Consider the following 20,263-nt stretch of genomic DNA (forward strand, 5'->3'; position numbering starts at 1 on the left):
CGGTTGACGCTCGCCGCGCCATGACGCATCTGTCCGCGCCATGATTATCGCCATCGACGGAACACTGGCCTCAGGCAAGGGGACGATCGCCACGCGACTCGCGGCCCACTATGGCCTGCCGCATATGGATACCGGCCGTCTATACCGCGCGACCGGTGTCGCCGCGATGCGGGCGGGCGTCGCGCTCGACGATGCCGACGCCATCGCCGCCCTCGCCGCCCGGCTCGATCCGGGCCTTTACGAGGAAGCTGAATTGCGCACGGCAGAGGCCGGTGTGGCGGCTTCAAAGGTCGCCGTGATACCGGAAGTGCGAACAGCCCTCCTGCAGCTGCAGCGCGACTTCGCGCACCAGCCGACCGGCGCGGTACTCGATGGCCGGGATATCGGCACGGTGGTTTGCCCCGACGCCGATGTGAAGCTCTGGGTCGATGCCGACCTCGATGCCCGCGCCCGGCGCCGTCATGCCGAGCTGACAGCCTCCGGCGCAACCATCTCTCTCGACGATCTGATCCGCCAGTTGCGCGAGCGCGACGAGCGCGACCGTTCGCGCAAAGATGCGCCGATGAAAATGGCCGCAGACGCGGTCTTGATCGATACCACTCATCTGACTATAGACGCGGCTGTGGAAAAGGCGCGGGCGGCCGTGGATGCGGTCATGGCCCGTCAGGAGTAGCAGGCTCTGGAGCAAACTGGCTCCAAATCCAAAAGCCTGGCCTCCGCCCTTCCAGAATAAAGACTGACAGCGTGTACGCGCCAGCAATCCCGCTCGGCGCCGTGAACCGCGTTGATCAGACCCTTTGGAGAAAAAATGTCTGCAACTGAAACCATGAATCCGAGCACCGACGACTTTGCCGCGATGTTCGAAGAGTCCACCGGTGCAACGACCCTGCAGGAAGGCCGCGTGGTCCCTGCCACTGTCGTCGCGATCAACGGTGACCAGCTGATCCTGGACGTCGGCCTGAAGGTCGAAGGCCGGGTGCCAATGAAAGAATTCCTCCTCGAGGAAGAAAAGCCCAAGGTCGGCGACATCGTCGAGGTCTTCCTCGACCGCATCGAGAACCTGATGGGCGAAGCCGTTCTCTCGCGCGACAAGGCTCGCCGTGAAGAGAGCTGGATCAAGCTCGAGGACAGCTACAACAAGGACGAGCCGGTCAAGGGCGCGATCTCCGGCCGCGTCAAAGGCGGCTTCACGGTCGACCTCGGCGGCGTCAATGCCTTCCTTCCGGGCTCGCAAGTCGACATCCGTCCGGTGCGCGACGTGTCCCCGCTGATGGGCGAAGTCCAGCCGTTCCAGATCCTCAAGCTCGACCGCGCACGCGGCAACATCGTTGTCTCGCGCCGTGCGATCCTTGAAGAGAGCCGCGCCGAACAGCGCGCCGAAATCGTCGAAGCCATGACCGAAGGCGATGTCCGCGAGGGCGTCGTGAAGAACATCACCGATTACGGTGCGTTCGTGGATCTTGGCGGCATCGACGGCCTGCTGCACGTCACCGACATGAGCTGGAAGCGGATCAACCATCCGAGCCAGGTCGTGAATGTCGGCGACACGGTGAAAGTCCAGATCATCAAGATCAACCAGGACACCCAGCGCATCTCGCTCGGCATGAAGCAGCTCGAAGCCGATCCGTGGGAAGGCGTCGAGAGCAAGTACATGGTCGGCACGCGCCTGCCGGGTACTGTCACCAACATCACCGATTACGGTGCGTTCGTGGAACTGGAAGACGGCGTCGAAGGCCTGATCCACGTTTCCGAAATGAGCTGGACGAAAAAGAACGTCCATCCGGGCAAGATCGTCTCCACCTCGCAGGAAGTCATGGTCGAAGTGCTCGATGTCGACGCCGAGAAGCGCCGCATCTCCCTCGGCCTGAAGCAGACCCAGGACAATCCGTGGTCGGCCTTCATGGCAGAGCATCCGGCAGGTACCGAAGTCGAAGGCGAAGTTCGTGGCATCACGGAATTCGGCCTGTTCATCGGTCTCGGCCCGGAACTCGACGGCATGGTCCACATCAACGACATTTCGTGGGATGTGCCGGGCGAGCAGGCGATTGCCAACTTCAACAAGGGCGACGTCGTCCGTGCGAAGGTGCTGGATGTGGATGTCGAGAAAGAGCGTATTTCGCTCGGCATCAAGCAACTGGCCGGCGATCCGATGTCCGACATGGAAGTCCGCCGCAACGACACGGTCACCTGCACCGTCACCGAGGTCACCTCGGGCGGTATCGAGGTCCAGTTCGGCGAACCGGCCATGACGGCCTTTATCCGCCGCTCCGACCTGTCGCGTGACCGCTCCGAGCAGCGCCCCGAGCGCTTCTCTGTCGGTGACAAGGTCGACGCCAAGGTCACCCAGATCGACAAGGCGGCCCGCCGCGTGTCGGTCTCGATCAAGGCGCTGGAGATCTCCGAAGAGCAGGAAGCCGTGAAGCAGTATGGCTCCGCAGACAGCGGTGCTTCGCTTGGCGACATTCTGGGTGCGGCCCTCGCCACCAAGGGCGATACGCCGGACGAGGAAGACGACGCTCCGAAGGCCAAGAAGGCTGCAGCCAAGAAAGCCGAGGAGGCCGACGAGGCTGACGAAGCCAAGGCTGAAGCCGACGAGGCCGACGCTGAGGAGAAGCCGAAAAAGGCTACTGCCAAGAAGGCGTCCAAAGCCAAGAAATCGACCGCAAAGTCGAAGGCGAAATCGGACGAAGACGGCGAGTAAAACCGTCTGGGCGGGTGCTAAATCCGCTTTATGACAAAAAAACAAGGTAATGTTTGGGGCGGAGCCACTGGTTTCCGCCCCAAATTTCGTTTACATTCAAAGTCATGCTCAGGTCAGAACTCATAGCCAAGCTTGCCGAGGAATATAGCCACCTCAAGCAAGATGATCTCGAGAAGATCGTTTCGATCATTCTTGAGGAGATTGCCCAGGCGCTTGCCGAGGGTAACCGGGTCGAACTTCGCGGCTTCGGCGCGTTCTCCGTGCGCGAACGAAAGCCGAGGATCGGGCGCAATCCCCGTACCGGCGAAAAGGTCCATGTCGAAGCCAAGTCGGTGCCTTTCTTCAGGCCGGGCAAGGATTTGAGGGCGCGTGTGAACGGCGGAACCGACCCCGAAGCGCGCTAGGCCCCGGCGGGTCCAGATCCCTTCCATATTGACGCTGCGGCAGAACGCGCCGAAAGTTTGCCGATCTTAAATCGGGCAAACCCAGTCAGGAGGGACGAATGCTCAAGGAATTCAAAGAGTTCGCCATGAAGGGGAACCTGGTCGACATGGCTGTCGGCTTCGTGATGGGCGGCGCCTTCGCGACCGTCGTCACCGCGTTTATCCAGGGGGTCTTCCTGCCAATTCTGGCGCCAATCATGGGCGGGATCGACCTGTCATCCATCGCCTTCACCATCTCTCCGGCCGAGGTCGGCGCCGATGGCGAGGTCATCAAGGAAGCTGCCATTGTCGAACTCGGCAATTTCATCGCGGCCTGTATTTCCTTCATCATCGTGGCCTTCGTCATGTTCCTGATCATCAAGGGCATGAACCGGATGAAGGCCAAGGAAGAGGCAGCCCCGGCGGAACCGCCAGCGCCGCCGCGCCAGGAAGTGCTTCTGGAAGAAATTCGCAATCTGCTGGCCAAGCAGTCGTAAACTCTTAACCAGTTTCCGACACAAACGCTCGCAGTAGAGTTTGTAGCGTTTTGAAGGGCGTCGCCTTATTGGTGGCGCCCTTCTCAATTTCGCGGCGCTGTAATGGCCTTTACACGCGGGGGCGATCGGCCCGCGCGCCGGTCCGGCCTAGTATTCGTAGATTTCCCAGCCCGTCATCTCGATCGTATAGGCCGCGTCGGCGAGGTCGGATTTCTGCGTTTCAGTGCGCAAGGTGCCCTCGATCCAGACCGCCTGGGAGAGGTCCTTCAGCTTGATCGGCTTGTCGGTTTTGACGAACACGGTCTGATTCGGCGGTGGCGGCGGGGCGTGCAGGCAGGCCCCGTAATACGGCACGAGCAGGAATTCGCTGATCTGTGCATCCTTGCCGTACTCGAAGGGCACCGTGTAGCCAGGCAGGCGAATCTTCATCCCGTCCGCGGGCTGGCCAAGAATTTCCTCGACCCGGTTGAATGTGCCGATCTGGATCGCCTGGTCAGCCGCCGAGCCTTCCGCGACACCGCCGCCCGGCCCGCCATAGAGCCGAGCCATTTGCGCCTGATACATTTCGGCGATGCGCTCTTCCTCGCCTTCGGGCATCAGTTCTTCCCAGCCGATCTCGGTCACGCCGCGGGCGGCCACCGCATCGGCACGGGCTTTTTCCGCAGCCGATGCCGACGCAATCGAGCTGCCGGAGGATTTGCGCTCATCCGGCTCGGGCACGCGTTCGCCGATCTCCGGCCCGCTATCGGCGGTTTCCGCCCGCGCCAGCTGGACATCCGGGGAACCGGTTGCATCGCCAGCCGCATCGGATTGCGGCGCGCTGGCCGGTGGTTCACTTGCCTCGCTGCAGGCCGTCAGGCCGGAGACCAGGACAAGGGCGGAAGCGGCGAGCAGGATCTGTTTCATGTACATCAATCTAGGAACAATGATTTCGATCATCCATAGGGGAAAGCACTGGGTGGCTGCGACCTAAAGCTTCACGGTAAGCCCGTCGGCAAGCGAACGGCGCAAGGCGGTGATGGCGGGAATCATGCCGATGACAAGCGCCGCGCCGGTCACGGCCAGCACCGTCCAGAGATCGGTGAACGAGACGCCGAGGCCCTGCAACTGCACGCCATAGGTCTGGCTGAGGACGGGGCCGAGCAGGACCAGGCCAAGCTGCACCAGGGCGACGCCCAGCACAGCGCCGATGAAACCGAGCAGGCCGGCTTCGGCCACCATCAGAAAGAAGATATGGCCCGGCCGCGCGCCCGTCGCCCGCAAGATCGACATCTCCCGGCGCCGCTCATTCAGGCTGGTCAGGATGCTCGTCAGGACAGACACCAGCCCCACTGCGATGACGAAGACGGACACGGCGATCAGCGCGCGTTCGACGACGCCGGTCACCTGCCAGAGCTCACCGAGCGCGACACCCGGAATGATGGCCAGCAGGGGTTCACCGGGACGTGTGTTGATGGCCCGCTGTGTCGATAGAATCGTCCCGCGCCGCTCCAGCCCGACAAAGATGGCGGTGATCGAGCGCGGTGTCAGGTCGAAGCTGCGGATCATTTCCTCGGTGATCGTGTCGGCCATCGGGTTCTTCGTGCCGCTCTCCCAGCCGACATGGATCGCCGTCATGCCCTCGAGCGGGATATGGATGGTCTGGTCGACCGGCGTGCCGGTCGGCGCGAGGATGCCGGCGACGATGAAGGGCCGGTTGTCGTGATCGGTCAGCCCGCCAGCGCCAAGGCCGTGGGTCAGCACGATCTCGCCGCCAATCTCGTAGCCCAGCTCGCGCGCGACACCGGCGCCGATCACCGCCTGGTAGATGTCACCGAAGCGCTCACCTTCAGACAGCCTCAACGGCTGGCCGTCGCCGTATTTGTAGTGTTCGAAATAGGACTGGTCGGTCCCCATGACGCGAAACCCGCGATGGCTGTCGCCCAGCGAGACAGGAATGGTCCAGGCAATGTCACCCCGCGCCGCAACCTGCTGGTATGTGTCCCAGCTGACTTCTGCCGTCGCATTGCCGAGCCGGAACACCGAATAGAGCAGCAAATTGATCTGGCCCGTCGGCGCACCGACGATGAGGTCCGTGCCGGAAATCGTGTTGTCGAAGCCCGCGCGGGCGCCATTGCGCGCCTTGTCGACGCCGAGGAAGAGTGCGACTGAAAGCGCCACGGCGAGGATGGTCAGCAGCGCGGAGCCGCGCCGGTTCATCAGGCTACGCCAGGCAAGGCCGAGGATAGACGTTCCCATCATGCCGTAGCCCTCGCCCGGTTGATTTCGGCGAGGTCGACACTGCGGTCGAAATGGCTCGCAAGACTGCCATCATGGCTGACGAAAAGCAGCGCTGCGCCGGAGCCCGAGGCTTCCTCAGTCAGCAATTCGATGAAGCGGTCGCGAGCATCGGCATCGAGCGCCGACGTCGGCTCATCAGCAATCAGCAGCTGCGGCCCGCCGATCAGCGCGCGCGCCACGGCGACGCGTTGCTGCTGGCCGACAGACAGGTCCGTGACGGGCCGGGCCAGCAGCTTCTCGTCGCTGAGGCCAAGCCGGGCCAGCAGGCGCCGCGCCTCGCCAGCAAGGTCGTCACCGGCGGCCTTCCGGCGCGCGGCCGAGAAGCGGCACGGCAACATCACATTCTGCACCACCGACAGGTAAGGCACGAGATTGAACATCTGGAAGATCACGCCCATCCGGTCAGCCCGCAACCGGTCACGCTTCGAACCCGCCAGCCCGGTCATATTCTCACCAAGCACCTCTATGGTGCCCGATTGCGGCTCCAGAACGCCGGCAACCAGGCCTAGAAGTGTCGATTTCCCCGACCCGCTCGGCCCCCGGAGAAACAGCTTCTCGCCGCGCGCGAGGTCAAAGCCGGCAATGTCGAGCAGCGGCGGGCTCTGCGGCCAGGCAAAACCGAGATCACGAATCTTGATGGCAGGCGTATCTGTCACGAGGTTAGCGAACCTTCAGGGCCGGGCTGCCGGGGCGTAGCTCACCCGCTGACTGGCGCGTGCCAGACAGGAAGATGGCATCGATGCTCTCCAGCTGCGGATAGCGGTCCATCAGGAGGAATTCGATGGAGTCGATACGATCCGCAGATTCGCATGTGTAAACATGTTCGACCTCCAGCGCGCCGTGACCGCCGCCAAAGTGCGTGCCCGATGTTGTCATCAGCGGCAGGCAGCCAGCGGATGGATTTACCGCGACCATGCTGCCCGGCACGACGAACACATCTTTCAGCGTGTTGAGCGCCTCGGTCTGCGCGTCTGTTTCGGGCGCATGCTCAAAGCCGACCAGCGACGCGAGCGGGGCCTCGAAGGAGAAGGTCAGCTCGTTGCCATCGACCGCAGCGGCGAGCGTCGCCCGGCCATGTTCATGCGCTTCCAGCCGGCCGCCTGTCTCTTCATGGTCATGCTCTGCCAGTGCTTCGGCCATCTGGGGCTCAGGCGCAGGCGCCCGGCCCGGCTCAACCGTTCCGCCCGGCGCTGCCATATCCTTGTTCGCCGGATCGGGGGGGCCGTCACAGGCGACCGCCAGAAGCATCGCACAGATGAGGGCGGGAACAGCTCGGGTCGCACGCATTCTTGGGCCTTTCTGAACTTCACTCAGCCGTCACGGAAAAAGCGTTCGCAATTCGAAAACTGCTATACTATAACGTTCGCAGCGGGACAACGCGTCCGCGTCCCCTCTGGCTGCTCTTTATCTGGCAGCGCAACCTTCGCAAGGCAAACCGGTAAATGTGGGATTCGTTGCAGGCTCCGTTGTTCTTCGGAATCATCGCCGCATTCTGCACGACGGTCGGGCTGATCTTCGTGGCGCAGCGTGCGCCCTGGAGCGAGCGAAATGCCGCCCTATTCGGCCTTGCCGCGGCCGGCATGCTGACGACGCTGGCCTTCCTGCACATTATCCCCGAAGCCTTTTCGCTGTCCCGCATGGCGCCGGTCTGGCTAGCGGTCGGCTTCTTTGCGGGCCTCGTCCTGAACAATCTGGTGAAGATCTTCTTCCCGCAAGCAACGGGAAAAGTCGGCCGGCACGAAGCGGTGACGCCCATCCTCGCCATCGCCGTCCATTCCTTCATCGACGGGGTGATCTATGCCGTCACCTTCGCCGCGAGCTTCACCTCCGGCGTCTATGCCGCGGTGGGCCTGACCCTGCATGAATTTCCCGAAGGCGTTATCGCTTTCGCAATCCTGCGCCGATACGGTGTGCGGAATGTCACTGCGTTCTGGTTCGCCTTCCTTGCTGCTGCCGCAACGACGCCGCTTGGCGTCATCGTGGCCGGCCCGTTCATGTACGGGCTCGACACAGAAGCGATCGGGTCGCTGTTCGCGGTTTCGGCCGGGCTGCTCATCTTCGTGGCGACGGGACCGCTCATGTCCCCGCTGAAGGAAATGACCCCCGTGCGTGGCCTCGGCGCTGTGGCAGCGGGTGCGACAGCAGCAATCCTGCTCGTGATGGCACCCATTCGCACACATGACCATTCCGGCCATGATGACGATCTTGCGCCGGGTTCGTTTCTTCCGGGACAGGGGATGCATGATGATGAGACACATCGCCTCTGAGCCTTGCCGGGCCATCCATCCAGCCCGCCAGGCTGTCGCTCTTTTCCTGATCGCTGCCGCGGCAATCTTCGCCGCGCCTGACGCTGCCGCCGCCACGACTGCTGGCGCGAATGGTTTTGGCGGTTTCCTGCCGGCGGGTATCCGGGTGGTGCTGCCGGGCGGCAATGAACAGATCCTCTTCCTGATCGCCATCTTCCTGGCCAGCCCGCGCACCGATGCGCTGATCGTGCAATTTATCGCCTGGGTCCCAGGCCACTCGCTCACCCTCTGGCTGGTTGGCCTCGGCGCGCTCAAGGTGCCAGCCGATACGATCGCCTGGCTGGTTCCGCTGACCGTCGCGCTGGTCGCCGCCGAAAACCTCCTCTTTGGGCGCAAGACGAAGTTCAAGACCGGCCTCGTCTTCGTTTACGGCCTTATCCACGGGATGAGCTTCGCCCAGACCTATCACGCGATCCCGGTCAGCGGCGATTCCGGCGTCATGACGCTGGTCGGCTTCAATCTCGGCCTGGAAGTCGCCCACGCCGCCGTCCTCGGCCTGGCCTTTGCCGCCTCGCTCTATTTCCGGGGTGTGCTGAAACAGGCCTCCCGCATGGATCTCTACCGGCCGATGATCGTCGTTCCGGTCTCACTGGCGATCCTCGTGACCGCCGCTATCTGGACGATCCGCGCCTTTACCGGCTGAGCCCGGCCCGATCCGGCACCGCGCTTGCAACCTGCCTGGTTATCAAAAGGTAACCAGCGGGAATGAAACATGCGCAAACGCCTGCTTCGCTATCTCGGCGCGCTGCTCGTCTCGATGATTTGCGCTTATTCCGGCGCCCAGCGCTATGCCGCCGCCGAGCCGGGCGGCTCGTGCACACTGTCTGATGTCGCAGCCTGGCATGCCGCGCTGGACGACCCGCAGGAAGAAGCCACCCCGCTTTACCGCCAGACCGTCACGGAAGCCTTCCTCAGCCGCTGCCCGGACCGCCCCGAAGCGCCAGGCGCCCACCAGGTTGCAGGCATCGCCGCCGCATGGGTTGGCGACATTGAAGCCGCCGCCGCCCATTTCGACCGGGCCGGCTATGTCACAGACAGCGAAACCCTGCTGATGCATGCCGCCGTGCGCTTTGCAAAGGGCGAGGCGGACCGCGCCCGGGCCCTTCGCGATGAGGCGCTGGAACACTGGATCGCCCGGCTGGAGCGGCAGGCGCTGGCCGACATCGAAATCGAGGAAACCCTCGCTGGCGAGCTGATCAGCGTGCGCTTCCGCCAGACCGATCCCGAAACGCAGGTCTCGCATCTCTGGATCGCGCGGCCGGAAGCGGCGGCCTGGCCGGCGGCGCTGTCCGTGACGTCCGAGCGCCAGCTGAACGCCTTGTTCCGCCTTCGCGCGGGTGAAGAGGCCAAGGCGCTGCGCCATGTCCGGCTCTACCGGTGCCGGGCACGAAAAGTTCTGGCCCGCACCAACGAGCCGATTGGCGATGGAGACATGAATGCAGCGGCGCGGGAGAGCCTTATCGCCTATATGGCCGATCCCGATGTCCCGGCGCCCGGAGAAGTCGAGGCCTGCCTGTTCGATGGGCGCATCCTGCCCAAGGTCAGCAGAGCCCGCAGCATTCCGCTGCAATAGCTTCACATTCAGCCAGACTGAATAGATGGAGCTTTTCCCGCTGCCACGCGTCGGTATGGTGATGACGATGGTGCGCGATCTGCTTCTTTATATTGGTGCGGTGCTGCTCTGCGCGCCGCTCCTGATCTACCTGCTCGATTCCATAATCGGTCTCGGCCGGCTGGATCCTCTGACCCTGTCGACAACCATGGGCGGGATTGGCGCATGCCTCTGCGCGCTCAGCCAGGGTCAGCATTGGGGCCGGTTCGCGATCGCGCTGATTATCGGGCTCGCCCTGCTCGCGCTGCAGGTCTACGGGATCGCCTTCCTCGTCCTTCAGACGAGAGGTCTCTGAAGTTTTTTGCGCAAGTATCCGTTCGCAAGCGATTCCGTCTGCCCCGAACTTGCTCTACGGCCTGAACGCAAAGCGGCCATAGCCGGCGAACGACACCAGCATACAGCAGCCTGTCGAGATCGCCGTGGCGAGAATGGGCGGACAGGCCGGAACGAGAAACAGGATGGCGGCAAAGAGCCCGTAATTCAGCGCTGCCACGCCCAGCGCGACGAGAGCGTAGCGCCCGGCTTCTTGCAGCTGGCTGCCAGTGCTCTGGCCAAAGGTGATCGCGCGGTTGAGCCGCCAGGTGACGAACATGGCCAGGGCAATCGAAACGGCCCGGGCCGTAAACGGGCTCGCCCCCAAGTGTATCAACAGGGTCAGCATGCCGGCATCGACGATGAAGCCGAGCCCCCCGATCAGTGCGAAACGGAGAAACCTGCTCATCGGGACGGGCGGTCTCACGCCTGCCAGTCTCCGGGCGGGTAGCTGAGGAAAACCGAGCGCTTGGCCTCGACGCGCGCCCGCGCAAGGCTGTCGAGGACAAGGCCGCAAACGGCGGTCACCGTCCCGATGATGATCAGGCCGGTCGCCAGAATGGCCGTCGGCACGCGCGGGACGAGGCCGGTTTCGAAATAGGTGATGAAGAGCGGCACCGAAAGGCCGAGCGCCAGCAGCGCCAGCACGATGCCGATGGCACCGAAGAAGGCGGCCGGGCGGGTTTCCTTCGCCAGCGTCATGAACAGGCCGAGAATACGCAGGCCATCCCGGAACGTCCGCAGCTTCGAGGCCGAATCCTCGTGCCGGACACCATAGGGCGTCGGACGCTCAAGTGTCGGCACGCCGATCTGGCAGGCATGGACCGACATTTCCGTCTCGATCTCGAAGCCGCTGGAAACGGCCGGGAAGGACTTGGCGAACCGGCGCGAGAAGACGCGGTAGCCGGAGAAGATGTCGGTGAACTGGCGCCCGAACATCGTGTTGAACAGGATGTTGAAGACGCGGTTGCCAAAGGCGTGCCCGCCGCGTCCGGCATCGCGGGTCACATTGGCCCGCGTACCCACGACCATGTCGACATGGTTGCGCTTCATCAGTTCGATCAGCGTTGGCGCCATGGACGCGTCATAGGTCCCGTCACCGTCGGCCATGACATAGATGTCGGCTTCGACATCCGCGAAGATGCGCTGCACGACATAGCCCTTGCCCTGCCGGGTTTCGGTTCGCACACGCGCGCCTGCCCGGCGGGCGATATCGGCCGTGCCATCGGTGGAGTTGTTGTCGAAGACGTAGATCTCGGCTTCGGGGAGGGCTTTCCGGAAAGCTTCGATGACAGACGCGATCGTCGCCGCCTCATTGTAACAGGGCAGCGTGACCGCCACGCGGGGGGTGGCGGTGTCGACCTGCGGCGACGGTGCGCGCGTACTTGCTGTCACGCCACTCATCCAGTCAGCCTTTCCGTAACCACATTCGTTGCATAACAAGGCCTGGTGAACACCTCGTTACGAAGATGACACGAACAAGAAGCGCGCCCATGACACCTGCCGATCCGACCCGTCAGACACCGGTCTGGCCTATTGTGGTGTTTATCCTGGTTGCGCTCGCCTATGGCCTTTCGCAGGCCGGACCCGCCCTTGGCGGGGATCTTCGCGGCAGTGACGACATGATGCGCATGCAGCAGGTTCGCGACCTCATCGCAGGCCAGAGCTGGAGCGATGTCGACCAGTCGCGCCTCATGACCCAGGAAGGCGGAGCGATGCACTGGTCGCGCCTGCCCGACCTGTTCCTCGCCGCTATCGTCCTGCTCGCCCAGCCGCTGACCGGGCGCGAAATGGCCGAGGGGCTGGCGGTCACGATCTGGCCGCTGATGCAACTCTGCTGGGTGCTGACGGCGCTGACAGCCTGTCTTCGCCGCCTGAACACACCGCTGAGCGGGCAGCTGGCCGGTATCTTCTTTTTCTGCACATCGGCGGCGATTGCCAATTTCCTGCCTGGGCGGATCGACCATCACGGCCTTGGCGTCGCCCTGATCCTGACGGCGTTTGCCTGTCTTCTGTCACCGCACAGGTCGGCCCGCTCGGCAGCCATCGCGGCGATCTGCGTGGCGGCGATGATAACGGTCGCGATCGAGAACTTGCCGGCCGCAGGGCTGATTATTGCCGGTTTCTCGACAGCCTGGCTGATCCGGGGCGAGGCGGAAGCCAGCCGGCTGCGTTCATTCGGGGCGACGCTGATCATCGCGGCACTGCTGGCCTATGTCGTCGATGCACCGGGCGCAGGCGGGCAGCGCGGCGTCTGCGACGCTTATGGCCAGTCGCACTTCGTCTCACTGCTCGTCGGCGGCGCCGGGCTTGCCGCCATAGCGACCGTGATGCCGAACACGCCGGACTGGCGGGCACGCCTGCTCGCGGTGGCCATGGCTGGCGGCGTGACGCTTGTCAGCTTCATCGCGATCAACCCGGCCTGTATCGGCAGCCCTTATGCGGCCCTGCCTGGCAGCGTGCGCGAAGGCTGGTTGAACGTCGTCACTGAAGCTCGCCCCTTCTCCACTGTCTTCATCGAGGACACTGCCCTCGCCGTCTTCTTCTACGGCGTCACCTTTGCCGGGCTGGCCGCCGCCATCATCGGATACAGGCTCAGCGCACCGTCGAAGCGTCTCTCGCACGCCGCCCTTCTGGTGCTGCTGGGTGTCATGACGCTTGTCATGATGTGGCAATTGCGGGCGGCCTCGCTCACGCATGCCATTGCCGCAATCGCCAGCGGCTACTTGTTCGGCTACCTGTTCTCGAACTGGCGCGAGAAGCGCGGCGCAGGTCCAGCGCTGATGCTGCTGGCCGGGGCGCTGGTTGTCTCACCCTCGGGATGGACCATGGTGCGTCATCTGTTGCCCCAGGGCTCGACTGGCGAGCGCCTGGCTGCGGCCGATTGCCGGACCGGCAAGGCCTATCGGCAGATCGCCGCCGCCCCGCGCATTATCGTCTTCACGCCCATCGATCTCGGCGCGCCGCTCATCTACTACACTCGCAACTATGCCACCGCCGCGCCCTATCACCGCAACGCTGACGCCATCGAGCTGACCCTCGACGTGTTCAGGGGCCCGACGGAGGAGGCCCGGGCAAAGATTGCCACGACCGGGGCAACACATTTGCTGTTCTGCCCGCGCCTTGGCGAATTGCAGGGCTATGCCGCGGCGGCGCCTGAAGGCTTTGCCGCAGACCTGCTTGCAGGCCGACTGCCGAACTGGCTTGTCCCTCTGTACCGCCCGCCGGAGGGCGAGGAAGGCCCGATCGTCTACACCGTCGCGTTCGACCGCAATTGACGGCCACGGCGCTTTGCGGCAACGGGAAGCATGTCAAAACTCAAAACCCCCGAAGCTGTCGTCGACGCGCTGGAAAAGATCTACTCCGATGCCGTCACTGCACTGACGACAAGCCTTGAAGCCTATCTCAAGCATGGCACACCGCCAGCCATGGGCGTGCGTGCATCGCGTGCTTTCTGCTATCCCTCGCTGATCATCCGCTACGATCCGGACGGCCCGCCGCCGCCGATCTCACGCGCCTTCGGCAAGATGTCGGAAGCAGGCACGTACAATTCCACGATCACGCGGCCCGACTATTTCCGTCCCTACCTGATCGAACAGCTCAGCCCGCTGATGCGGGACTATCCGGTGGATGTCGAGGTCAAGCCGTCCGGCTCGGAGATTCCCTATGCCTATGTCTGGGACCAGGCCGATGCCGGCGGTCTCGACGAGGTCAGCCCCGCCGAGCTTGCCAAATGGTTCCCATCCCCGAAGCTGAGCTCGATTGGCGATGAGGTGGCCGACGGCGAGCTTTACGAGCCGGGCTCCAGCCGCCCGCTCGCCCTGTTCGACGCCCCGCGGACCGATTTCTCGCTGAAGCGCCTGGCGCATTACACCGGCACGCCGGTCGAGCACATGCAGCGCTATATCCTGTTCACGAACTATCACCGCTATGTCGATGCGTTTTGCGACTGGGGTGTCGAACAGCTGAAGAAGGGCTCGCGCTATACCGGCCTGTCAGTCGCTGGCGGCCTGCTGGTGGATGGCAAGACGCCGGATGCGAAGGCAGCCATCGATGCGGCGCCGTGGCGGCGCTACCAGATGCCGGCCTATCACCTCATGGCGGACAATCGGTCCGGCATCACGCTGGTGAATATCGGTGTCGGCCCGTCCAATGCAAAGACGATCACCGACCACCTCGCCGTTCTGCGGCCGGAATGCTGGCTCATGGTCGGCCATTGCGGCGGCCTGCGTCACAGCCAGCAGATCGGGGACTATGTCCTCGCCCACGCCTATCTGCGCGACGATCATGTGCTGGACGGCGTGCTGCCGCCGGACATACCTGTCCCGCCGATTGCCGAGGTCCAGATCGCTCTGCAACAGGCAGCCGCCGACGTCACGGGCGAACAGGGCGACGCGCTGAAGAAGCGCCTGCGTACTGGTACCGTCGTGACGACCGATGACCGCAACTGGGAGCTGCGCTTCACCGAAACCGCCCGGCGCTTCAACCAGTCGCGCGCAATCGGCATCGACATGGAAAGCGCAACCATCGCAGCGAACGGCTACCGGCTGCGCGTGCCCTATGGCGTGCTGCTGTGCGTCTCCGACAAACCGCTGCATGGCGAGATCAAGCTGCCCGGCGCGGCCAACCGCTTCTATGAGCGCGCCATTGGCGAGCATATCCGGATCGGGATCCAGACGCTGGAGCGGCTCGCCGAGGAGGGCGGACAGGCCCTGCACTCTCGCAAGCTGCGCGCCTTTGACGAACCGCCCTTCCGCTAGGGTCCGGGTGGACCTTCGGGTCCTTTCGCATTAGCTGAAAGCGCGAACCAGTCTCCGGAGGCAAGGCTCATGCAGGATCGTATCAAACCGCTCGTCGGCGTGCGGAATTTCCGTGACTTCGGCGGCTATGAAGGCGCTGAGGGCGCGCGCGTAAAGGGGGGCAAGCTCTACCGCTCCGGCCATTTCGGGGAAGCCTCGGAGTCCGACCTGGCCGCGATTGACCAGTTCAGCATCACGGTCCAGGCCGATCTGCGCCGCCCGGACGAGCGCGAACGCCATGGCGACCGGTGGCCGGTCGAGGGCGTGCGCCGGCTGTTCTCGGACCTCGGGCGCGAAACGGATGCGCCGCATGTGAACTTCCTGAAGCAGGTTGCTGTCGACGCCGAGGCTTCGAAAGGCTGGATGCGGGCCTATTATGTCGAAGCGCCCTACCGCCCGGCGCTGGTCGAGACGTACACGGCCTGGTTCGACCATCTCGCAGACCTGCACGATGATGAGGCCGCGCTGGTGAACTGTGCCGCCGGCAAGGACCGCACCGGCATCCTCTGCGCCCTCACGCACCATGCGCTCGGCGTCTCGATGGACCACATCTTCGTCGACTATGAGCTGACCAATGAAGCCGCGCAGGTCGCCGACCGGCTGCCGGAGGCGCGCGAATATTTCAATACCATGCTCGAGAAGAATTATGACGACGATGTCTACCGGCCCTTCCTCGGGGTCGAGCGGCAATTCCTCGAAGCCGCCATCGCCTCGATCAAGGACCAGTCCGGCGACCTCGACACTTACCTGGCGACGACGCTTGGCGTTAATACCGCCAAGCGTGACACCATCCGCAAGAAACTGCTCGCCTAGAAGCTGACTTCGAGGCCCAGCAGGATTTCCTGCGGCTTGCCCGGACGCAGGCCCGCCGGATCGATGGACGCGACATAGACTTCGTCGAACAGGTTCTCGGCCTTGGCCCGCAGGCGAACGGACTGCGTCACGTCAAACCAGACCGACGCATCGGCGATCCAGCGCCCATCGATGCGTTCGGCTGCCGGGATCGCACCCTGGCCTGCGCGGGCGCGGGCCTCATCGACATAATTGCCCTGGATGCCAGCGCCCCAGCGCGTACCTTCGACACCGGCCGACAGGGTCAGCTGCTGTTCAGGCAAATAGGGCAGCTCGTCGCCAGCCTCGACATTGCCCCACGGCTCGTAATCGCTGGAGAAGCCGGTCTGGAACTCCGCATCCGTCCAGGTGTAGACAAGACCCAGCGGCAGGGAGAGGTCTGTATCGATAATCGCGGCCGCATCCCAGCTGGCTGTCAGCTCGATCCCCTTCACGTCAACCTCGCCGCCATCGAACTGGTCGCCGATGACACAGCCGCCGCCCGAGGAATTCGTGCAGGTGCCGAGCAGGTTTGAATAGTCATTGAAGAAGGCAACTGCCTCGGCCTGGAACAGCCCGCGCGTGAAGCGTCCGCCAGCTTCGTAATTGACGCTCTCCTCCGCGTCGGAGGTCGTATTGCCGGGGCTGGCGATCGCAAAGCCGCGATGCACGCCTGCCAGCAGCGTCAGGTCGTCGGACACATCATAGAGCGCACTGATACCCGGAACGACGACCTGGTCACTCAGCGTGCGCACCCGCGTCGGGCCGCTCGCACGCGTCGGATCCGCCGTACTGTAGTCCTTGCGGGTCAGCTCATAATCCTCAAAGCGCACGCCGGCCGTGACAGAGAAACGGTGCTTGCGGATCGTGTCCTCGATGAAGAGCGCGACCGCTTCGCCGGAGGAGACGCGGTTGGCCTGGCTGCCTGGCACGCCCGCCGTGGTCAGGAACAGCTCGCCGCCTTCCAGCCGGTAAGCGTCCTCTTCCTGGAACCGGTCCTCTTCGTCCTCATGCACCCGGACACCGATGGTGAGATCGTGGTCCCAGCCAGCGAAAGCCGTCTGCCAGTTAAGGACCGACTGGATACCCTCGCTGGAATAGTTGCGACGGTTGGCCCTCAGCACGATGGAATCATCCAGGCTGACGGCGCCCGTGACGATGTCGAATGCGGCCGCGTAGGTGACCGGATCGGCGATGATCGAGGAAATGCCCGTATCGCCCGCTGCACCGCTGCCATCGGCGGCAATGCCCTGCAGCTTGTACCAGTTGCGGAAGAAGTCATGGCTGTAGCCGAACGTGGTCAGTGTCAGCCCCGGGCTGAATTCGATCTTGTGGGTCAGCTGGTAGAGCTCATTCTCACCATTGAACTGGTCGTTCAGGCTGGCGTCATAGCGCCGGTAGGGGTCTGCGCGGAAATCGTCCAGCGTCAGGCCGAGATAGGTCTCGTTCGAGGTTTCCTCACGGCTCTGATACTTGAACTCCAGCGATTGGGGGAGGGCGGCGTCCTCATTGTAGAGGCCGAATTTCACGACAATGTCGTCCGCGTCGAAACCGGTCGGGCCGCCGGAATCGAGCCTTTTGAAGCCGTCGGTTTCCTCGTCATAGAACTCGATGAGGCCGCCAGCTTTCAGGCTTCCAGCGAGCGTTTCGCGCCCGCCGACCCAGCCATGCAGACGCTGGTGATCATCGGTGCCGAACAGGGCCTGGCCATAGCCGGAGAAATCTTCCGGCACCGGCGTCGAGAACAGGTTGACTGCACCGCCCGTGGTGCGCGGGCCGTAGCGGACGGCGGCCGGTCCCTTGGTGACTTCAATGGCATGCATGCGGCCCGTCGTCGGGAAGTAATAGGCCGATGGCGAGGCATAAGGTGCGGGCGCAATCGGCACGCCATCCTCCATCAGCACAACGCGCGAGGACCGGTCAGACCCCGAACCGCGCAGGCCGATATTCGGGCGCAGGCCGTAACCGTCCTCTTCCTGGATGTTCACGCCCGGCACGGCTCTCAAAATGCGCAGCACGTCTGACTGCGACTGAACCGCAAGATCTTCCTCCGACAGAAAGGTCACCGATCCGGCAACCTCCTGCGCATCGGCTGCGCTGCTGGAGACGAGCACGGTCGATAGCAGGCGGTAGGGATCCTCTGCGCCTGCACCTGGCTCGCCCGTCCCGGCATCCTGGGCAAAGGATGGCAATGCCAGGGCTGTACCAAGCAGGGCGGAGGCAATGGAGGTTCTTTTCATATCGGACAATTCGGCAGTTGGAGTGGAGATGGCGCCGCGCCAAAGCGACTGCGACTTATTCTCAGTCGCTTTATTGGTCCACGGTGCTAGTTGCAAGCGATAATAAGTCTCAACTGCAGTTTGCTTCCGCTGCGTCACCGCTGAGCGCCACTTCCCCTTGCGGCAAATTTGCGAAAGAGTTGCCTAAACGCGCCACCAAGATGCGCGGCCCGCGGAGGAAAACATATGAGCACCAGCGATGCTGTGCCGGCGCCAGCCGACACTGTCCACGTTGAACCGTCCCTTGATCTCGGCGGGGCCATGGACCGGCGGGGGTTTGCCTGGGCGGTCTTCGAATGGGCGCGAAACCCCTACTACATCCTGATCGTGATCTACCTTTTCCCCGTCTATTTTGGCGGGGTGATCGGGCAGGACCTCATCGCCAGCGGCGCGCTTGAAGGGCTTGATCCTGACTCGATCCAGAAAGCGGCCAACGCCGAGGGCCAGGCGAAGATCGCCTCCATTGTGAAAACGGCAGGCTTCGTTGCCGCTTTGACAGCGCCGTTCCTTGGCGCCGCGCTCGACAAGGGCGGGCGCCGCAAACCGCTCCTCGCCGTTTTCCTCGGCGTTCTGGCCATCATGTCCTTCATGCTCTGGTTCGCGAAGGCAGACGGCAGCGGCCTCTCGATCGCTCAGACCATGGGCGTTCTGGTCATTGCCGCCGTCGCCTACACCTATTCGGAAGTCACACACAATTCGATGCTGAACGTGAACGGCCGGGCCGCCTCCCTGCCGGCCATTTCCGGGCTTGGGCTGGCGCTCGGCAACCTGGCGGGCGCACTGCTACTGGCCTTTATTGTGTTTGCCTTTGCGATGCCGGCACTCATCCAGTGGCCGTTTGAGACGCCGCTGTTCGGGATCGATGTCGAGGCGGGCGAACATTACCGCCTGGCCGGTCCGCTCTGCGCCGTCTGGCTGGTCCTCTTCTCGATCTATTTCTTCATGCGTTCGGAGGATGGCGGCACGCGCGGCGCCAGCTGGGTCAAGGCCGGCAAGTCCGGTGCCCGGAGCCTGCTCAACACGTTCCTGAAGGCGCGCGACAATATCAACATCCTCAAATATCTCGGCGCCCGGATGCTTTATGCTGACGGGATGCAGGCCCTGCTGGCGCTGGGCGGGGTCTATATCGGTCTTTACCTGCAATGGAACCTCGTCGAGCTTGCCGCCTACGCGATCCTGGCCTCGATCTTCGCCTTTGGCGGCGGAATTGTCGGCGGCTGGCTCGACGGCCTGGTCGGCCCGAAACGGGCGCTGATGATCGAGATTCTGGGGATGATCGCCACGCTCACCTTCCAGCTGTCGATCACGCCCGACGCCGTCCTGTTTGGCCTGTTCCCGGGCTTCACAATCTGGGACGGACCGATCTTCAACACGCTTTCGGATGTGGTCTATCTGTGCACAGCGGCCTTCATTGCCGTGACCGCAACAGCCAGTATTTCGTCCAGCCGGTCGATGCTCGTCCATCTCGCCCCCGCGCAGCGGGTCGGGGAGTTCTTCGGACTTTACGCGATTGCCGGGACGGTGACGGTGTGGCTGGGACCGCTCCTGGTGGAACTCTTCACCCAATGGTCCGGTGACCAGCGGATCGGCATGAGTGCAATCGGCCTGCTTTTCATCCTCGGCCTGATCGTACTGACCACCGTCCACTCACCGCATCATCCGGCAGTGGACGAAGACTGATCAGTTGCGGACGCGGGCGACGTGCGTAACGCGGCGCGGGCGGAGGTAGAATTCGTCGCGCAGGGTCTTCTTGGTGGTGATGAAGTAACCGAGCTGCGATTCATAATCGTATTCGATCTGCGCGAAAATGATCGATCCGTTCTCGGGCACGAGGTTGTCTGGAACCTCAACGACGCTGTCCTCGACCCAGGCCTGCAGGTTGCGTCCGTCGCTCCAGGCGACCTTGGTCGTGCCATTGTCGTCATACAGGCTCGAGACGCGCAGGCGCACGCCTTCGACCGGATTGGGCTCGAGGATCATGCGCGTCGCCTCGACAATATCGTTCAGCTCCGCATCGTCGATGGTTGCCGCGCGGGCGACCAGGTCGCCCAGCGTCGCGGCCGCACTGGTCACCTTTCGGTCGAGGACCATCATCAGCGACAGCTCCACACAGGCGAAGTAGATCAGCACCATGACCGGCGCGATCAGGGCGAACTCGATGGCCGAGATACCCTTTTTCGCAGCGTGGAAAAGGCGGATGCGATGAGCGAAAACAGTCAGCATG

At 63.5% G+C, this 20,263-nt stretch carries 20 protein-coding genes; 12 read left to right on the plus strand and 8 right to left on the minus strand.

Going from position 1 to position 20,263, the window contains the following annotated elements; all coding sequences use genetic code 11:
• The first annotated feature begins 40 nt into the window (after window positions 1–40).
• From cmk to mscL, 4 genes are all read left to right on the plus strand, one after another.
• Window positions 41–673, plus strand: coding sequence for a (d)CMP kinase (cmk, locus tag D1227_RS01500; protein WP_119375438.1), 633 nt, complete (start codon window positions 41–43; stop codon window positions 671–673).
• A 135-nt stretch (window positions 674–808) separates the two neighbouring features.
• The gene (gene rpsA, locus D1227_RS01505; RefSeq protein WP_233349501.1) at window positions 809–2,701 is read left to right on the plus strand and encodes a 30S ribosomal protein S1; all 1,893 of its coding nucleotides are present in this window, start codon (window positions 809–811) and stop codon (window positions 2,699–2,701) included.
• 104 nt (window positions 2,702–2,805) lie between these two features.
• A complete protein-coding gene (gene ihfB, locus D1227_RS01515; protein ID WP_119375439.1) occupies window positions 2,806–3,105 on the plus strand; it encodes an integration host factor subunit beta in 300 nt (99 codons plus the stop codon).
• Window positions 3,106–3,203: 98 nt separating this feature from the next.
• A complete protein-coding gene (gene mscL / locus D1227_RS01520; RefSeq protein ID WP_119375440.1) occupies window positions 3,204–3,620 on the plus strand; it encodes a large conductance mechanosensitive channel protein MscL in 417 nt (138 codons plus the stop codon).
• A gap of 147 nt (window positions 3,621–3,767) precedes the next feature.
• Here the strand turns inward: mscL and D1227_RS01525 are convergent, their stop codons facing one another.
• The 4 genes from D1227_RS01525 to D1227_RS01540 form a co-directional block, all read right to left on the minus strand.
• Window positions 3,768–4,526 carry a DUF3299 domain-containing protein gene (locus tag D1227_RS01525; protein WP_119404000.1) on the minus strand — a complete coding sequence of 253 codons (759 nt, stop codon included), beginning with the start codon at window positions 4,524–4,526 and terminating at the stop codon, window positions 3,768–3,770.
• Window positions 4,527–4,589: 63 nt separating this feature from the next.
• The gene (locus D1227_RS01530) at window positions 4,590–5,861 is read right to left on the minus strand and encodes an ABC transporter permease (RefSeq protein ID WP_233349499.1); all 1,272 of its coding nucleotides are present in this window, start codon (window positions 5,859–5,861) and stop codon (window positions 4,590–4,592) included.
• The gene (locus D1227_RS01535) at window positions 5,858–6,556 is read right to left on the minus strand and encodes an ABC transporter ATP-binding protein (protein WP_119403533.1); all 699 of its coding nucleotides are present in this window, start codon (window positions 6,554–6,556) and stop codon (window positions 5,858–5,860) included. The genes D1227_RS01530 and D1227_RS01535 overlap by 4 nt, the downstream gene beginning before the upstream one ends.
• Before the next feature lie 4 nt (window positions 6,557–6,560).
• Window positions 6,561–7,187, minus strand: coding sequence for a ZrgA family zinc uptake protein (locus D1227_RS01540; protein ID WP_119403534.1), 627 nt, complete (start codon window positions 7,185–7,187; stop codon window positions 6,561–6,563).
• 179 nt (window positions 7,188–7,366) lie between these two features.
• On the opposite strand from D1227_RS01540, the gene D1227_RS01545 reads away from it, so the two are divergent.
• From D1227_RS01545 to D1227_RS01560, 4 genes are all read left to right on the plus strand, one after another.
• Entirely contained in the window at window positions 7,367–8,167 is an 801-nt protein-coding gene (locus D1227_RS01545) for a ZIP family metal transporter (RefSeq protein ID WP_233349498.1), read from the plus strand.
• The gene (locus D1227_RS01550; RefSeq protein ID WP_158586537.1) at window positions 8,142–8,849 is read left to right on the plus strand and encodes a HupE/UreJ family protein; all 708 of its coding nucleotides are present in this window, start codon (window positions 8,142–8,144) and stop codon (window positions 8,847–8,849) included. Before D1227_RS01545 ends, D1227_RS01550 begins: the two co-directional genes overlap by 26 nt.
• A 69-nt stretch (window positions 8,850–8,918) precedes the next feature.
• Window positions 8,919–9,779, plus strand: coding sequence for a hypothetical protein (locus D1227_RS01555; protein ID WP_119403537.1), 861 nt, complete (start codon window positions 8,919–8,921; stop codon window positions 9,777–9,779).
• 25 nt (window positions 9,780–9,804) lie between these two features.
• Window positions 9,805–10,113, plus strand: a complete 309-nt coding sequence (locus D1227_RS01560; protein ID WP_119403538.1) for a hypothetical protein — start codon at window positions 9,805–9,807, stop codon at window positions 10,111–10,113.
• Window positions 10,114–10,167: 54 nt separating this feature from the next.
• Here the strand turns inward: D1227_RS01560 and D1227_RS01565 are convergent, their stop codons facing one another.
• Both D1227_RS01565 and D1227_RS01570 read right to left on the minus strand, forming a co-directional pair.
• On the minus strand, window positions 10,168–10,539 hold the full coding sequence (locus D1227_RS01565; RefSeq protein WP_119403539.1) for a GtrA family protein: 372 nt from the start codon (window positions 10,537–10,539) through the stop codon (window positions 10,168–10,170).
• A gap of 14 nt (window positions 10,540–10,553) precedes the next feature.
• On the minus strand, window positions 10,554–11,534 hold the full coding sequence (locus D1227_RS01570; RefSeq protein ID WP_119403540.1) for a glycosyltransferase: 981 nt from the start codon (window positions 11,532–11,534) through the stop codon (window positions 10,554–10,556).
• An 89-nt stretch (window positions 11,535–11,623) separates the two neighbouring features.
• Here D1227_RS01570 and D1227_RS01575 point away from each other — a divergent pair, with 89 nt between their 5' ends.
• The 3 genes from D1227_RS01575 (at window position 11,624) to D1227_RS01585 (ending at window position 15,742) form a co-directional block, all read left to right on the plus strand.
• The gene (locus D1227_RS01575; protein WP_119403541.1) at window positions 11,624–13,408 is read left to right on the plus strand and encodes a hypothetical protein; all 1,785 of its coding nucleotides are present in this window, start codon (window positions 11,624–11,626) and stop codon (window positions 13,406–13,408) included.
• Between the two features lie 30 nt (window positions 13,409–13,438).
• Entirely contained in the window at window positions 13,439–14,890 is a 1,452-nt protein-coding gene (locus D1227_RS01580) for an AMP nucleosidase (protein ID WP_119375451.1), read from the plus strand.
• Window positions 14,891–14,959: 69 nt separating this feature from the next.
• On the plus strand, window positions 14,960–15,742 hold the full coding sequence (locus D1227_RS01585; RefSeq protein ID WP_119403542.1) for a tyrosine-protein phosphatase: 783 nt from the start codon (window positions 14,960–14,962) through the stop codon (window positions 15,740–15,742).
• Here D1227_RS01585 and D1227_RS01590 read toward each other — a convergent pair.
• Window positions 15,739–18,000 carry a TonB-dependent receptor family protein gene (locus D1227_RS01590; protein WP_119403543.1) on the minus strand — a complete coding sequence of 754 codons (2,262 nt, stop codon included), beginning with the start codon at window positions 17,998–18,000 and terminating at the stop codon, window positions 15,739–15,741. The genes D1227_RS01585 and D1227_RS01590 overlap by 4 nt on opposite strands.
• Window positions 18,001–18,225: 225 nt before the next feature.
• Between D1227_RS01590 and D1227_RS01595 the strand changes: the two genes are divergently transcribed.
• Window positions 18,226–19,719 carry an MFS transporter gene (locus tag D1227_RS01595; RefSeq protein ID WP_119403544.1) on the plus strand — a complete coding sequence of 498 codons (1,494 nt, stop codon included), beginning with the start codon at window positions 18,226–18,228 and terminating at the stop codon, window positions 19,717–19,719.
• Here the strand turns inward: D1227_RS01595 and D1227_RS01600 are convergent, their stop codons facing one another.
• Window positions 19,720–20,262, minus strand: a complete 543-nt coding sequence (locus tag D1227_RS01600) for a TadE/TadG family type IV pilus assembly protein (protein WP_119403545.1) — start codon at window positions 20,260–20,262, stop codon at window positions 19,720–19,722.
• Between the last annotated feature and the right edge of the window lies 1 nt (window position 20,263).

It is taken from the genome of Henriciella mobilis, assembly GCF_003576315.1.
GTDB lineage: Bacteria > Pseudomonadota > Alphaproteobacteria > Caulobacterales > Hyphomonadaceae > Henriciella > Henriciella mobilis.

Excerpts from the sequence above, each read along its gene's own strand:
- cmk (WP_119375438.1), top strand. The coding sequence starts at position 41 with ATGATTATCGCCATCGACGGAACACTGGCCTCAGGCAAGGGGACGATC.
- rpsA (WP_233349501.1), top strand. The coding sequence starts at position 809 with ATGTCTGCAACTGAAACCATGAATCCGAGCACCGACGACTTTGCCGCG.
- ihfB (WP_119375439.1), top strand. The coding sequence starts at position 2,806 with ATGCTCAGGTCAGAACTCATAGCCAAGCTTGCCGAGGAATATAGCCAC.
- mscL (WP_119375440.1), top strand. The coding sequence starts at position 3,204 with ATGCTCAAGGAATTCAAAGAGTTCGCCATGAAGGGGAACCTGGTCGAC.
- D1227_RS01525 (WP_119404000.1), bottom strand. The coding sequence starts at position 4,526 with ATGAAACAGATCCTGCTCGCCGCTTCCGCCCTTGTCCTGGTCTCCGGC.
- D1227_RS01530 (WP_233349499.1), bottom strand. The coding sequence starts at position 5,861 with ATGATGGGAACGTCTATCCTCGGCCTTGCCTGGCGTAGCCTGATGAAC.
- D1227_RS01540 (WP_119403534.1), bottom strand. The coding sequence starts at position 7,187 with ATGCGTGCGACCCGAGCTGTTCCCGCCCTCATCTGTGCGATGCTTCTG.
- D1227_RS01550 (WP_158586537.1), top strand. The coding sequence starts at position 8,142 with ATGATGATGAGACACATCGCCTCTGAGCCTTGCCGGGCCATCCATCCA.
- D1227_RS01555 (WP_119403537.1), top strand. The coding sequence starts at position 8,919 with ATGCGCAAACGCCTGCTTCGCTATCTCGGCGCGCTGCTCGTCTCGATG.
- D1227_RS01560 (WP_119403538.1), top strand. The coding sequence starts at position 9,805 with ATGGAGCTTTTCCCGCTGCCACGCGTCGGTATGGTGATGACGATGGTG.
- D1227_RS01565 (WP_119403539.1), bottom strand. The coding sequence starts at position 10,539 with ATGAGCAGGTTTCTCCGTTTCGCACTGATCGGGGGGCTCGGCTTCATC.
- D1227_RS01570 (WP_119403540.1), bottom strand. The coding sequence starts at position 11,534 with ATGAGTGGCGTGACAGCAAGTACGCGCGCACCGTCGCCGCAGGTCGAC.
- D1227_RS01575 (WP_119403541.1), top strand. The coding sequence starts at position 11,624 with ATGACACCTGCCGATCCGACCCGTCAGACACCGGTCTGGCCTATTGTG.
- D1227_RS01580 (WP_119375451.1), top strand. The coding sequence starts at position 13,439 with ATGTCAAAACTCAAAACCCCCGAAGCTGTCGTCGACGCGCTGGAAAAG.
- D1227_RS01585 (WP_119403542.1), top strand. The coding sequence starts at position 14,960 with ATGCAGGATCGTATCAAACCGCTCGTCGGCGTGCGGAATTTCCGTGAC.
- D1227_RS01590 (WP_119403543.1), bottom strand. The coding sequence starts at position 18,000 with ATGAAAAGAACCTCCATTGCCTCCGCCCTGCTTGGTACAGCCCTGGCA.
- D1227_RS01595 (WP_119403544.1), top strand. The coding sequence starts at position 18,226 with ATGAGCACCAGCGATGCTGTGCCGGCGCCAGCCGACACTGTCCACGTT.
- D1227_RS01600 (WP_119403545.1), bottom strand. The coding sequence starts at position 20,262 with ATGCTGACTGTTTTCGCTCATCGCATCCGCCTTTTCCACGCTGCGAAA.